Source organism: Streptomyces hazeniae, from assembly GCF_031845485.1.
GTDB classification, from domain to species: domain Bacteria; phylum Actinomycetota; class Actinomycetes; order Streptomycetales; family Streptomycetaceae; genus Streptomyces; species Streptomyces hazeniae.
On record NZ_JAVREQ010000008.1, the window covers coordinates 134,051 to 147,265 of the forward strand.

The 13,215-nt window shown below is 67.7% G+C and carries 12 protein-coding genes; 5 read left to right on the plus strand and 7 right to left on the minus strand.

The window, feature by feature from the left end:
* Positions 1–11 precede the first annotated feature (11 nt).
* The 4 genes from RM572_RS11530 to RM572_RS11545 all read left to right on the plus strand — a co-directional run bounded on the left by RM572_RS11530 (position 12) and on the right by RM572_RS11545 (position 3,642).
* Positions 12–596, plus strand: coding sequence for a hypothetical protein (locus RM572_RS11530; protein WP_311673193.1), 585 nt, complete (start codon positions 12–14; stop codon positions 594–596).
* Positions 597–629: 33 nt separating this feature from the next.
* Positions 630–1,397 carry a hypothetical protein gene (locus RM572_RS11535; protein WP_311673194.1) on the plus strand — a complete coding sequence of 256 codons (768 nt, stop codon included), beginning with the start codon at positions 630–632 and terminating at the stop codon, positions 1,395–1,397.
* Positions 1,397–2,788 (plus strand): hypothetical protein, encoded by a 1,392-nt coding sequence (locus RM572_RS11540; protein ID WP_311673195.1) that lies wholly within the window; start codon positions 1,397–1,399, stop codon positions 2,786–2,788. Before RM572_RS11535 ends, RM572_RS11540 begins: the two co-directional genes overlap by 1 nt.
* Positions 2,789–2,901: 113 nt before the next feature.
* Entirely contained in the window at positions 2,902–3,642 is a 741-nt protein-coding gene (locus RM572_RS11545; protein WP_311673196.1) for a class I SAM-dependent methyltransferase, read from the plus strand.
* Positions 3,643–3,723: 81 nt separating this feature from the next.
* On the opposite strand, the gene RM572_RS11550 is transcribed toward RM572_RS11545, so the two are convergent.
* The 6 genes from RM572_RS11550 to RM572_RS11575 all read right to left on the minus strand — a co-directional run bounded on the left by RM572_RS11550 (position 3,724) and on the right by RM572_RS11575 (position 11,007).
* On the minus strand, positions 3,724–4,800 hold the full coding sequence (locus RM572_RS11550; RefSeq protein WP_311673197.1) for a reverse transcriptase family protein: 1,077 nt from the start codon (positions 4,798–4,800) through the stop codon (positions 3,724–3,726).
* A 246-nt stretch (positions 4,801–5,046) separates the two neighbouring features.
* On the minus strand, positions 5,047–6,285 hold the full coding sequence (locus RM572_RS11555; RefSeq protein WP_449657213.1) for a phosphoribosyltransferase-like protein: 1,239 nt from the start codon (positions 6,283–6,285) through the stop codon (positions 5,047–5,049).
* A 56-nt stretch (positions 6,286–6,341) separates the two neighbouring features.
* Positions 6,342–8,036 (minus strand): relaxase/mobilization nuclease domain-containing protein, encoded by a 1,695-nt coding sequence (locus RM572_RS11560; RefSeq protein ID WP_311673201.1) that lies wholly within the window; start codon positions 8,034–8,036, stop codon positions 6,342–6,344.
* Positions 8,026–8,430, minus strand: coding sequence for a hypothetical protein (locus RM572_RS11565; RefSeq protein WP_311673202.1), 405 nt, complete (start codon positions 8,428–8,430; stop codon positions 8,026–8,028). The genes RM572_RS11560 and RM572_RS11565 overlap by 11 nt, the downstream gene beginning before the upstream one ends.
* A 458-nt stretch (positions 8,431–8,888) precedes the next feature.
* The gene (locus tag RM572_RS11570) at positions 8,889–10,139 is read right to left on the minus strand and encodes a DUF3631 domain-containing protein (protein ID WP_311673203.1); all 1,251 of its coding nucleotides are present in this window, start codon (positions 10,137–10,139) and stop codon (positions 8,889–8,891) included.
* Between the two features lie 679 nt (positions 10,140–10,818).
* The gene (locus RM572_RS11575) at positions 10,819–11,007 is read right to left on the minus strand and encodes a helix-turn-helix transcriptional regulator (RefSeq protein ID WP_311673204.1); all 189 of its coding nucleotides are present in this window, start codon (positions 11,005–11,007) and stop codon (positions 10,819–10,821) included.
* Positions 11,008–11,668: 661 nt separating this feature from the next.
* Here RM572_RS11575 and RM572_RS11580 point away from each other — a divergent pair.
* Positions 11,669–12,742, plus strand: a complete 1,074-nt coding sequence (locus tag RM572_RS11580) for a tyrosine-type recombinase/integrase (protein ID WP_311673286.1) — start codon at positions 11,669–11,671, stop codon at positions 12,740–12,742.
* A 73-nt stretch (positions 12,743–12,815) separates the two neighbouring features.
* Here RM572_RS11580 and RM572_RS11585 read toward each other — a convergent pair whose 3' ends face one another.
* Positions 12,816–13,169 (minus strand): hypothetical protein, encoded by a 354-nt coding sequence (locus RM572_RS11585; RefSeq protein WP_311673205.1) that lies wholly within the window; start codon positions 13,167–13,169, stop codon positions 12,816–12,818.
* Positions 13,170–13,215 lie beyond the last annotated feature (46 nt).

Below are 13,215 nucleotides of genomic sequence, written 5' to 3' on the forward strand. Positions count from 1 at the left end.
GAGAACAGACCATGGCCACGGAGATCGAGATGAGGGCCCGATTCGACCAGGGCGCCCACGACCGGCTCGTTGCACGTCTGGAACGAGACGGTGAGGACCTCGGGCGCGACGACAAGCACATCTACTTCTACGTCCTGCCCGACAAGCTGCTGAAGGTCACGGACAACACCGCCGCCGGCACGGCGAAGATCTCGCTCAAGAACAGCAAGATCGGCCAGGGCGCTGCCTTCCCCGAGACCGACATCGCGATCGCGCGGGAAGACGTCCCCGCAGCCGTACGCGTGTTCAACGCCCTCGGCTTCGACGGACAGATGCACGAGGCGTTCAACCGCCGCCACAACTTCCGCTTCCAGGGCGTCGACATCGCGGTCAAGTGGAGCGAGGCGTGGGGGCACCACGCCGAGTTCGAGGTGCTGCTCGACGACGACGCCAGTCAGGCCGCGCAGGAGGAGGCCGCTGGGCGCATCCAGACCGTTGCCTCCGAGCTCGGGATCGACCTGATGAGCGAGCAGGAGCTCGCCGAATTCACCGCAGCCTTCGAGGCAGCCGAGCAGGAGCGCAAGGCCGCCGCGACCGACCCCACGCCGACCGCTTGAGGCACTCGTCGTACGCCACCGAGGGGAGGCCAGATGAGCACGAACCCGCCGGCCGAATGCCTGGTCGAGCTGGCAGCACGTAAGCAGCTCCCGCACCACCAGTACACCGACCCCGCCACCGTGGAGTGGATCAAGGCCCACCGACCCGACTTCCCGGAAGCCCCACAGCCTCGGCTCCATGCCGCCTCGCAGCGGTTACTCGGGCGCGCGGCGATTCCCCGCGCCTGGCTGGCCGAGCCCCGGCTTTGGCACTCGCTGCACGGAGTCCGGCACGCGATACGCACCGCGGCCCTGGCGGCGATGCTGGCCGAAGCCACCGGTATGGGCGAGGCCGAGACCGCGGTGTTGGTCCTGGCTGCTTCCGTGCACGACTGCCGGCGCCTGCACGACAAGGACGATCCTGGGCACGGCCACCGAGCAGCCACCTGGCTGACCGAGAACTCGGAGGGCGTCTGGGACCACTTCCACCTCCGGACGACTCCACAGGCTGTGGAGCAGGCGGCGACCGCCGTGCGCCTCCACGAGACGCCGTACACCGCCTTCACTGCAGCCGACCGTGCCGACCACTCCCGGGCCGAGCACATCAGCGACCTGCTGAAAGCCGCTGACGCACTCGACCGCTACCGGCTGCCGAAGCTGAGCTGGTGGCCGGACGCCACCCACATCCGGGTCTCCGCCTTCAACGAGCTGCGGGCGACCGCCTTCGATCTCGTGGTACGCAGCGAAACGGCCCACCTCGCGGGCGCCGACAGCGCGGACGCCGTCCTGGAGGCGCTGGAACTACACCGGGTGGTGCGCTGATGGACTTTCTCGACAGCTACCACCTATGGGCCGACGCCCACGCCTTCTACGAGTCCACGCTGGTCCCCGGCCCGGACCCCCACGGCGACCACCTGTCCGCGAAGGACGCGGCCTGGCAAAGCCGTCTCCTGGAGGAAACCCCCAACGGTCGGCTCCTGCGTCAGAATGCCCTCTTCGACGCGCTCAGCGGCGACCGCACACTACACCTGCTGCACGTCACGCACGCCCTGGAGCACATCAACGAACAGGGCGCCCTCTACCCCTCAGGAGGCTGCCTGGTCGGCAGCATCTACTGCGCGCCCCTCACCCCGAGCGGTGACGGCCTGCGGATGCACAACCTCGCCTCCTACGTGCTCCACAAGGAGGCGCCCGCGTTCGTCGGCAAGCTCGGACGGGACGGGAGGACCCCGACACCGCTGATCTTCGAGATCAGCGTCCACCGCCACGCCTACCGTGGGCTGGCCGGCATCGACTACCTGCGTCTCGGCACGATCCACCTGCAGATCTACACCCACTTGGAGTACCTGCTCTCCAAGACCGAACGGCACCACCTACGCGAGGCCGTCGTCAGTCGCGTAAAGAACTCCACAGCCTTCCTCGCGCTCGCCACGGCGATCACGTTCCACGGCGCGCCGGTGGCGGCCGACCAGTTCCTGCGGCTGCTGGACGAAGCGATCCCCCGCCTGCCCATCCTCGGATACATCTACTTCGAGGCCCTGGCGGAGTACCTGATGCTGCACTCGACAAGCGACCGGACCAGGCAGCTCGCCGAACTCGGCGAGTTCAACAACTGGCTGTACAAGGAGATGCTCTTCGCCTCCTTCCCCCAGATGGCCGGCAAGTTCGACCTCGCCAAGTTCCGGCCCGCACCGGACGAACTGGACGCCCTCCTCGCCCAGATCGATCCCACCGTCGACGCGACCCACGCTCGCCGCTACCTCGCGGAACGGATCAGCCACCTGGTCGCCTCCCGCCTCTTCACTCCGGGCCAGGTTCCGGAAGCCTGGCACCACACCCGCTGGGAGTTCGACAGCCTCGCAGCCCAGCTCGGCCCCCTCCTGGGCCACCTCATCCACCGCGAGCTGCGCACCTTCGGCCGCTATCCCGACTTCTACTTCTACTTCGACCAGCACAAGGCGCTCCAGGCGTGGAACTACTGGAACCACATGGACATCGCCACACCGTTCAACGGGACATTCCCCAAGGGTGAAATCGGCATCAACCCGGCTTACCCCGATCTCGACTACCGCATCTGGCGAGCAGAGCCCGACGGCAAGGGCCTTCTCCACCCGGCCGAGCAGCTCGACCTCACCATCGCGCCGCGGCTGGTGGACATCAAGTACACCCTGATGCGCAACAGCCAGTGGGCACAGCCCACCGTCCCCGCCTGAACATCGAACCTCCCCGGCGCGACCACTCCCTACCCGGCCCTGCCCTCATCCCCTCGCGACCGAGCTGCCACGGCACCGCAGACCGTCCTTCACTACCACGAGGAGCCATACGAATGGTCCCGCACCGCACGCTGCCCTCTCCCGACAGTCTCGCCGAACAGATCAACGCCCTCCTCGAAGACCCGGCAACCACCCACGGACTCAGCCGCGCCCTGCGCGCTACCGCCAAGGAAATCGAACTGAACCGCTACCACCGGGCAAGTTCGAAGGCATGGCCCGACGGCCGGATCGACACAACCCCCACTGAGGTTCAGATCGGAGGAGGCGGCCACCACATCGAGGGCTTCTTCAACATCGACGCCGTGCCGCCTGCCGATCTCCTGTGGGACGTCCGCGAAGGCATCCCGCTCCACGACGACACAGTCCAGTTCCTGTTTTCCGAGCACTTCCTGGAGCACATCGACTACCCCCGCTCCGCCAAGCACTACGTGCGCGAAGCCCACCGCGTGCTTGCCACCGGCGGCCGGATCGTCACAGGCGTCCCAGACGCGGCGTACGCGCTGAACAAGTACCCGGCTGGTGTCGAGCAGGCGGACGAGGTGGTCGAGCGGTGGTACGCCAAGCGCGACTGTCTCGGCGACATCAACACCTACCTGGACCTGATCAACTACGTCTTCCGCGACCAGGACGACGACCCCACGTACACGCCACACCACTGGGCCTACGATCACGAGAAGCTGACACAACTGTTCACCGAAGCCGGCTTCCGGTCCGTCGAGCCCTGGCCGTTCGATCCGGCCATCGCCAACCCCAAGCGGCAGTGGGGCAGCGTGTACGTCGTCGCCACCAAATGAAGCGGCAACCCAACCGCCTACAGTAGGGTCGCTACCCGATAGCGAGCAGACCTTGTAAGCCCGACCGTGAGGTCTTGGGGGCTACCAGCGTTCGCGGTCCAGCACGGTGATGCCCTCCACTTTCAGCACCGCCTCCCACCGCTCGGCCAGCGCCCCCGCCCAGGATCGGTCGACGCCTTGCGCGTACCGCAGCAGGCCGTCGACGTGACGGATGAAGCCGCCGAGCGAACTGTAGCGGGCATGCTCCACGTGCGCGGTAAGCCCGAAGGTGGCGGCACCCCGAACGTGGGTTTCTAGCCGTTGCCGCGCTGGCACGGGCATCCGCAGCCTGTCACCATCCACGAGCAGTCCTAGAACAACTTTTCGGGCGCCGGGCGGGATGACGCGAGTCTTCTTGCGGTGCACCCTGAAGTGCGCCCGGTGCACCACCTTGGTGATGTCTGCAATGCAGCGGTTCACTGTGACGCGGCTCAGCTGGCGCAGCGTCGAAAATGTCATGTCGTCCGCGTAGCGGGTGTAGGCGAGGTCGTACCGGTCTGCCACCTCCCACAACCGGTCGTCCAACTCGCGGGCGGCTAGGTTCGCGATAGCCCCGCTCGTCGGGGCACCCTGTGGCAGGAAGCCGGGAGCCCACCCGGGATAGGAGTCGATGGTCGGGTACTTGAACCTAGTGATGGCCCTCGTCTCCCCGCCAGGGAGTCTGGTGCAGACGCGTGCGATCTCGAAAGAGATCAGCTTGTTGTAGCCCACAGTCCGCAGGACGCGGTATACCGCCCGCTCGTCGACAGAGTGGAAGAAGTCGTGGAGGTCGAACTTCAGGAGCCAGGTGGCGCCCAGGTGCCGTTTCGCGCATAGGACAGCTGAGCGTCCCGGCTGGTATGCGTAACTGGCCCGATGTGGGCGGACGCGCTCAAAAACATTGGAGAGCAGCCACCGCTGGAGGTCCATCAGCACTGGACTCGGCGAGGCGATGGTCCGGACCTTTCCCGGCGTGCGCTTTGGTCGTGAGAACACGGTATAGGGGTCGAGCTGTCGCTGCACGATCCTTCGCAGGTATAGGTACTCCGCGCCTGTCAGGTGCGCCAGATGCCGCAGAGTCAGTATCGGTGTGACCGAGTAGCCTTCGGCTCGCCGGATCTGCGTGAGGGCTTCGTCCAAGACCTGTGGATCGATTCGGTGGCCCAAGCCGTGTCTTCGATAGACGTTGGGGGAGTCGATAACAGCCTACCTTTGGTGTATCCCGCTAGGGCCTTGGAACGGGCCACCAGGCCCACGTAGGCACCGGGCGCGTCTCAAGTCCCATGCGGTCGCCAGTTTGCTCACAGCCGTAGCTCATAGCTACAGCCTGACCCACAAACGAGTGGGTCGCTGCCTCGACGAGAACCTCGCCGATATCTCTAGGCGTCACCGACTCCCCTTCAGTCGGCGAGGATAGTAGGGCTCGGTGCTGCCCTGCAACACGCCAACGACCCTCCGGGGCCTAGCCTTTGCGCTACGCAGCTCTTGCCAACCAGCGTCCGTGAGTCGCGTCTGCTCGTCCAGCAGACCCAGGCGCCATGCCCGTAGAGTGATCTCCCTGGCAGCCGGGACAGAGATGCCCAGGACTGCTGCGAGCTGCGCCGGGCTGCGCCGCCCTCCAGCGATATGAGCGAGGATGTCGATGATCCGTGCCAGTTCCGGTCGGTCCATCTTGTGGAGCTGGCTCGCCGCAGCCAGACGCGGCTGCCGGACCGCGCGGAGCCGGCTCTGCCGGTCAAATTCCGGCCGGTAGTCCGCCAGCGACTGCATCAGCTCCTGCGGAGCAGTTCGATGACGGAAGAACGGCACCCATTTGCCGTACGGGGAACGACCTTTAGTCTGATGCACGACCATTGGAAGGTTGTTCGGGATGGTGTGCTCGAACACCACGAGGCCTTCGCTGTCGCTCCACCCGCGGGCGCCACCCACTGAATGTGCGTAGGTGTTGCACAACAGCCTGATGCGGTTGCGCTCGGCCGGTTCCCAGTCGGCAGACGGGAAGTCCATGCCGCAATGGAGAACGTGCACGCCGTCGTAGTAGGGGCTCGCGTCCAGGCGCTTGAGGGCGGTCGTCGACGCGGCGAACAACACCAGGTGTAGCTGCACGAGTTTGAGAGAGCGCCAACTGCGGATTGTTGGGTTGCGCAGCCAGGTCCGCGCGTACTTTAGTGCTTCGTCGCCTGATCCGGCGTAGTCGGACACGAACACCAGGCGCCGAACCCGCCGGTCCTTCAGTAGCTCTAAGGACGACGTCTGGCGTGACACCACGGTGTTGTCGAACGCTCGCTCCGTCGCACGTATGATGTTCTGCACGATCAATTCGCTGCCCCCCGTACTGGGGACCAGCGGCTCTAGGCAGCCAGTGAACATGGTCCCGCTCGCATCGGAGGAGTGGACGCTATAAAGCGCAGCGGGTCGTTGCGCTGGTGTTGCGTGTGTGATTACCGCGTGCAGGTGTTCCGTCAGACCCTGCCGGAACTTCGTCGACGAGAAGAAGTGCAGGCTGTCGATTAGCTGCTGCGCGGTGGGGGCGTCGCCGGGCCTGAAGTTGGACAGCCACGCTACGCCTTGTGACGTCTGACTGGGCCTGCGCCCCTGCCTTTCAGGGCCCGGCGGATGTGTCATCAAGCCCCCGTTCCCGGTCGTCTGGCTGGGCAGAGCATCTTATCGTCCTCAGGGGTCTACTGGCGTCGCCGACGGCGCTCGTCAGGTGTGTTCGCGGGCGCAGCGGCACTTCGTGCCACAGACGACTGAGGGCTGGCATCACCGACAGTTCGTTCGCCAGCGCCTTTTGCCCGCTTGCCGGGGTGTGCGGTGATGCGCCAGGTGAGGACTTCGGCTGGGTGGTGGGCGGTGTCGAGTTCTCGTTGTGCGCCGACGGTGGCCAGGAGGCGGTGCGGGCTGTCCCCAGCGGTTTCGGCGCGGGCGAGGGTTGTGGTCAGGGCGGGCCAGGCGGGGTCGGCCAGGACGTGCTCGGCGTGGTCGGGGAGGGCCGTGCGGAGGGCCTGTTCGAAGCGGCGTGTGGTTGTGGCGCGTGGTGCGCGGCGGGCGAGTTCGGTCAGGGCCGGTCTGGCCGCCTGTTGGTAGCCCGCCTGTAGGTGGTGGAGGGCTTGCTGGGCGGCGGCTGCTTGCTGTTGGTGGCCGTGTTGTTCGTGCCACTTGGCGGCGGCGCGGGCGAGGTGGAGCGCAGAGAAGACGAGGGCGATGGTGAGTCCGCCGGGGGCGTGGGAGGCGTAGAGGAGTTCCCTCGCCGCTTCTCGCAGGGCGCCTGCGGCTTGGTGGTCGGCGCGGATGCTGGAGTGGCGGGCGCGGTCGAACGCCTTGGCTGCTGCTTGTAGTTCGTGGCGGTTTGGGCCGGGTGTGGCGAGGGCGAGGTTGTGGAGGGTGTCGCCGAAGGCGGCGACGTAGCCCTGTGCGGCGGCCTCGTCGCCGGAGCCGAGGACGGTGCGGGCTGTGTCCAGTTCGGTAGCGGCCTGGCGCCACGGCTGGGCAGGGTCCCTTACGTGCTGAGGGCGGTGGGCCAGCTCGTGGTTGGGGAGGCGTTCGCGGAGGCGGTTAATGGAAAGGTCGGGGGCGAGTTTGGAGCCGCCGTACCAGACCGGTTCGCCTGCCGTGTTGGTGTCGCCGGGGGCGGCGAGGCTGTAGCCGATGACGTCGCCGCTGTTGGGGCCGAGGCGTGTCTTGACCTTGATGCCCAGGGACTGCAGCACCGTGAAGTAGTCGGCCTCGGTGCGTACGGCGGCGGCAACTGCGTACGCCTGCTCACGCAGCCACTTACGTGCGGTGGCCTGCTTGCCCTGCCGGCGGGTCTTGGCGTGTTCGGCGCCGGTGGGGGTGCGGGGTGCGGTGTGGTCACCAGATCGCAGGCGTCGCAGCCCGAACTCGGCTTCGATCTTGCGGCATTCGGCTTGGGCGCGTTGGCCGTCGCGGTGGGTGCGGGGGCGGCGGCCGTCGGCGCGGACGGTGGTGGCGAGGATGTGGATGTGGTCCTCGGCGTGCCGCACGGCGATCCACCGGCACGCCTTCTCATCACCGTCGGGGGCGATGCCGGAGGCGGCCACGACCCGGCGGGCGACCTCGGCCCACTCGGCGTCGGTGAGGTAGCGGTCGCCGGGCGCGGTGCGGACCGGGCAGTGCCACACATGCTGGCGTGGCTTTTCGCCGCCGAGTTCTCGGGTGCGGAGATCGAAGTGCTGGTCGAGGCGCTGGGCGAGCTGGGTGTAGGTGGCCTCGGGGTCGCGGCCGGGGTCGGGTGCGCCGGCGGGGTCCCAGGCGGCGACGATGTGGGGGTCGGTGTGCTCGTCACGGCGGCCAGGGCCGAAGAGATAGGCGACCAGGCCACGGGTGTCGGAGCCGGCGGAGACGTCAGGCACCATGCGGGACACCCTCCGCCAGAAGCTGGTCCATCAGCTCATAGCTGCGCCGGACAGCATCGTCGACGCGGTCGAGGACGGCTTCGGCGTGGTCGGGGATGGTGCTGCGATGGATGGCTGCGGTGATCTGGTTGAGGTTCCGCCCTACTCGGTTCAGCGCCACGGTGTGGGCCTCGAGGGCCTCGACGAGCGGGCGGACGGGGTCGTCCTCCGGGCTGCCGACGAGCTGGTCGCCGAGGGCGGCGGCGAGCGCGGCGTCGCCGACGAACCCGGCGAACTTCTGGCCGCGCTGCTCGGCCGCGCGGGCGATGATGCCGGCCGCGGTCGGGGTGAAGCGGATGTTCCTGACCCGGTCGCGCCGCTCGCGGGTGCGCTTGCGGTTCAGCAGAGCGGGCACCGGTGGGTCATCCGAGTTCCGCCATGACGGTTGCTCGATCGGTGTGCGGGCATCGTCGGCAGGCGGTGTCGCGGTGTTCGCGGCGGTCGCCCCGTTCCCTGGCTCGGGCGCCCCCTGGCGCTCGGCCTCCTCCGCCACCCCGGGGCGGAGGTAAGCGCGGACGAAGCCTCGTTTGAGGCTCGTCCGCTCCAGCTTGCTGCTGGTCGGTGGGTCTGGCGGGACTCTCCTTCGGGGGCTCGGGTAGGGCCGGTGCCGGGGAGGGTTTCGGGCACGTGTGCTCCTGCTGTTTGCCGGGTGGTGTTGTGTCGCGTCCGTCGCATCCGTCCCAGTGCTGGTCAGGACAGGTACGGGTTCGGCCGGTGGTACGGATTACTCCGTCCCGGCGAGGAAGTCCGTCCCGGCAGTGACCTGCGTCGGGACGGATGCGACGGACTGAGACGGACCGGTTGTGCCTCGGGTCAGCGGGTGGGCCTGGGGCCGTAGGCGCTGCCAGGCGGGGCCACGGGTAGTGGTCCGGACAGAGGGACGGGCGGCGTGCCCTGCGCACGACGCGCGGGCTCGGGTTCAGGCTCGCCTGTGGGTGCTGGTGGGGCGGTTTCGGGGCAGTAGCGGGCCCAGGCGTCGAGGAACTGGTTGCGGGCGTACGCCTTGGCCTGTCGGCCGTTCTCGAACCGGTGGTTCGCCGGGCGGATCTCGAAATCCCGTAGCAACGCCGACAGGTGGTAGGCGTTCAGGCCCTTGGTGCCGTAATCACCCCAGGGTGCCTCGGCGTCCTGGACGAGGGCGGCGAGCAGGTCATGGCTGCGCAGGACCTCTGTGTTGCCTTCCTGTTCGAAGATGCGGCGGATGTCGCGCAGCAGTCGCGTCTTCAGCGTGGTCTGCTCGTCCTGGACGGCTTCGTGCTGGGTCATGGCCAGGCAGGCGGCGCGGGCGCTGCCTGGCCAGTGTCCGCCGGCCAGGTCGGCGACCAGGACCAGCGGCTCCCAGGTGTCGGCGGCACGGTCCTCGACCGGCATCTTCGGCACCAGACGGGAAGCGGAGTCACGGAGCGGGGTCAGCCAGTCGGTCAGCCGGTCGCGCAGCGCGTTCAGCTCGGGCACGGCGTATCGAGAGCGGAACGGGGTGATGCGCTCGCCGGGCTTGCGCTTCTGCATGCGGAGCACCACGGCCCGGTCCATGATCGTGTCGGGGAGGTCGCCGATCCCGGCCAGCGCGGCCATCGCGAACGTCGGGAACGCCGTGGGCTTGTGCTCGGGGCCAGCGATGCGCCAGGCGGGCCGGTTGCGCTGGTGGCCGGCGTTGAGCAGGCCGCGCAGGTCCTCCTTCTCGCCCGCCTTGGGGCCGAAGATGGTGTCGGCCTCGTCCACCAGCAGCGTCGGCGGGGCCTTGCCGATCACGCGGAAGACCACGGCCGGCGAGGTGTTCACTGTCATCATCGGCCGGTGCACGGTCTCGTGCAGCACGTCCAGGACACGGGACTTGCCGCAGCCCTTGGTCGGCCCCACCACCGCCAGCCGAGGCGCGTGCTGAAGGACCGGCTGGACGTGGGAGGCCGCCACCCACAACGTCACCGCGGTCAGCGCCTCCGGACTTGGCAGCACGGCGTACTTGCCGATGGTCGACCGCAGCTCATCCAGCAACTCGGTCCCGTCCCCGGTCCCCTGAAGGCGGGCACGGTCCCCGGTCCCCGAACCGTCGTCGGGGACCACGGTCCCGCCGCGTCCCGCCCCGGTCCCCACGGGACCGCCGGCGCTCGCGGCACGTTGGGGACCACGGTCCCCTCCGTCTCGGTCCCCAAGCGCACTGTCTACGGCCTGGGGACCGGTCCCCGCCGTGGGGACCATGAGGCGGGGACTCGGCTCTTGGTCCCCTCTCGGGGAGGACGCGGGTCCGCCCGGAACGGCATGGCCTACAGCGTGCGGTGCGGCCTGCAGGCCACTGTCCTGCAGCTCTTCCTCATCAGCGGGCATCTCGTTCGCAGCCCGTACCTGGATGTCGGGCCCGGCGACGCCCTTCGCCTGTTGCCGACCGACACCGAGGTGCTGTTGGTCCCCGGTCCTCCGACCAGGGGACCGGTCCTCGGCGTCCAGTCCTCGGTCCCCGGTCCCGCCGAGGGGACCGGGGACCAACTCCATGTGGGGACCGCCCAATGTCCCCGGGCGTGGGGACCGAGACTCGGCCCGGTCCCCGCTCTCCCACTGAGCCCGCTGGCCCGGGACCGGAGCCACCGGCGGCCAGACGGGCGTGGGCCTCGTCTCGGTGGCGGCGGGCGCCCTCGGGCCATGTGACGACGTCGCGTCCACGTTCGGTGTCCTCTCCGGTGACGGGCAGGACAGGCTGCGCCGATGCCCCTCACCAGGTTGTCTGTTGGGTGGCTCTACCCGTGGGTCAGGATGTGAGGTCGTACGCGGACTGCTGGTCGAGCCAGGCGTCAACCTCGTGCCAGCGGTAACGCAGGTGCCGACCGACCTTGTGAACCTGCGGGCCGATGCCCCGGTACTTCCACTGGTAGAGCGTCTTCACGGGCACACCCAGGTACTCGGCGATCTCGGCGGGAGCGGCGAGCGAGCCACGCATGGCCTCCTTCACGGGGCGAGGAAATCCGTTGGGCAAGGTCAACTCCATCTCGTCTGCGGAAGGCGTGCCTGAGCAGAAGGGCACGCTCTGGAAACCCCGAGCATTCGTCTCGCTTCAACCACGAGGCGACCGGGGAGAACACAACTGTAGGAAGCGATAGCCGGTTGACGAAAAAGTCGCGGCGCCTTCCGCTCTCACTCGAAGAATCTGCCAGGTTCTCAGCAAGACGTCTCCCAGAGGCATCGAGGTCTCGACAGAACCTGAGGAGCGTGAGGTGCTGTGCGGGGTGCGGAAAAGTACATCCCGATTGCCTGCTCGCAAAACTGTCGCGATCACGCTGACTAGGCTGACCGCAAAGTAAGTTTCACCTTTCAGAGTCAACTATTGCCAGGCGAGCCGATTTCGAGCTAAAGCTATCGACCATGGATGCATTTCCCGTCGTTCTTCCACCACTCATGTCCCCGAAGGACCTCTCCACAGGGTGCTCAGCCAGCCCCCAGGTCAACGTTATTGTGGGAGGAGCCTGATGGCACGCGTCTGGATAGAGGACCGCAGCGGGCACACGTCCTACGCGCAAGCTGTGGCAGCGGCCAAGAAGGCAGGCCGTACTCCTCCTGGGCGTTACCGAGTGCGGTGGTACGACCCTGACGGCAAACCGAAGATGAAAACCGTGGCCCGCAAAGTCGATGCCGAAGCCGAGCGGACGAAGGTGGAGACCCGGCTCGCCGACGGTACGTATCGCGACCCCGGCGCGGGGCGGGTGAAGTTCGCCGAGGCGGCGGAGTCCTGGCTGGCCGCTCAAGTGCACCTCAAGAGGTCAACTCGTAACCGCTATCGAGGCGTTCTCGATGTTCACGTGATTCCCAAGTGGGGGACCACGCCGCTCGACCGCATCCGCTTCGAGGACATCGCCGAATGGCTGGCGGACATGCTGTCGGGCGAGGCGGCGGGAGGGAGGAAGCTCAGCGCCCGCTCCGTGCGCAAGGCGTACGTCGTCCTCAGTCGCGTACTGGGCTTCGCCGTCAAGTCCCGTCGTCTGGCGTTCAACCCGGCCGCCGGCGTTCCACTGCCGAAGCCGGCCCCCGCCGACCACGTCTACCTCGACGACCTCCAAGCCGAGGCGCTCGCCGATGCGGCGGACGGGTACCGGGCTTTCATCCTTCTCCTGGCCTACACGGGGCTGCGCTGGGGTGAGGCGTCCGCGCTGAGGGTAGGCCGCGTCGACCTTGATGCCTGCCGGGCGCACCTCGTCCAGGCGTACGTCGAGGACAACGGCAAGCTGTACCTGGACTCGCCGAAGAACCACGAGCGCCGGTCAGTCCCGATCCCTCGATTCCTGGCCGAGGAACTGGGTCCTCACCTCGAAGGAAGGAGGGAGGACGAGCTGCTGTTCGTCGCTCCGCAGGGCGGTCCGCTGCGAGCCCGGAACTTCCGACAGCGCTTCTTCGCCCCGGCTGTTGCGAAGGCGGGCCTCGACCACTTGAAGCTCACGCCGCACAAGCTGCGACACACGGCCGCCTCGCTCGCCATCGCCAGCGGAGCCGACGTCAACGTCGTACAGACGATGCTCGGCCACAAGTCCGCGACGCTGACCCTCGACACCTATGGGCACCTCTTCCCGGACCGGCTCGACGAGGTTTCGAAGAAGATGAACAAGCGGCGCGCGAAGCAGCTGGCGAAGGCGAAGGCCAAGCTGGAGAAGGCGGAGAGGAAGGCTCGCGAGGCGGCCGAGTAGGTCGCCGCGTTGGAGATGACACCGAGTTGATGCGTGCCGAACACGTGCTGGTGGGCAGCGCTGCAAGCGCCCCTCAGTCGTTGTCGTCGACGGGCCTGGGCCGCGGACGGAGGAACTCTTCCATGCGGTCAGCGGCGTTGTTGCTCGCCCGCTCGTAGATCTCCTCGGGGACGTCGCGCTCGTCGATCACGAAGAGCCGGTCGCCCACGAGCCTGGTGGTCGGCTTCCAGCCGAGGCGGCGGCCGGCCTCGCGTGCTGCACGGCGGATGTCGTCCAGCTCGCCCAGTTCCGCCAGCTTGTCCCCGCTGAGGATCAGCTGTCCGTAGTAGCCCTCGTACTCGGGCTTCAGCCCGGCCTTCATCAGTCCCTCAAGGCGATCTACGAGATTCCGGTTGCGGCGCTGAGACAGCTCGTCCTTCTTGGGCATCGGGCACGGCTCCCAAGGGGTGGGAATAGCCAATGTGTGCCGAATG

What these genes read in the sequence shown, in the direction of transcription:
- RM572_RS11530 (WP_311673193.1), top strand. Translation starts at nt 12, where the DNA reads ATGGCCACGGAGATCGAGATGAGGGCCCGATTCGACCAGGGCGCCCAC.
- RM572_RS11535 (WP_311673194.1), top strand. Translation starts at nt 630, where the DNA reads ATGAGCACGAACCCGCCGGCCGAATGCCTGGTCGAGCTGGCAGCACGT.
- RM572_RS11540 (WP_311673195.1), top strand. Translation starts at nt 1,397, where the DNA reads ATGGACTTTCTCGACAGCTACCACCTATGGGCCGACGCCCACGCCTTC.
- RM572_RS11545 (WP_311673196.1), top strand. Translation starts at nt 2,902, where the DNA reads ATGGTCCCGCACCGCACGCTGCCCTCTCCCGACAGTCTCGCCGAACAG.
- RM572_RS11555 (WP_449657213.1), bottom strand. Translation starts at nt 6,285, where the DNA reads ATGACACATCCGCCGGGCCCTGAAAGGCAGGGGCGCAGGCCCAGTCAG.
- RM572_RS11560 (WP_311673201.1), bottom strand. Translation starts at nt 8,036, where the DNA reads ATGGTGCCTGACGTCTCCGCCGGCTCCGACACCCGTGGCCTGGTCGCC.
- RM572_RS11575 (WP_311673204.1), bottom strand. Translation starts at nt 11,007, where the DNA reads ATGCGTGGCTCGCTCGCCGCTCCCGCCGAGATCGCCGAGTACCTGGGT.
- RM572_RS11580 (WP_311673286.1), top strand. Translation starts at nt 11,669, where the DNA reads ATGAAAACCGTGGCCCGCAAAGTCGATGCCGAAGCCGAGCGGACGAAG.
- RM572_RS11585 (WP_311673205.1), bottom strand. Translation starts at nt 13,169, where the DNA reads ATGCCCAAGAAGGACGAGCTGTCTCAGCGCCGCAACCGGAATCTCGTA.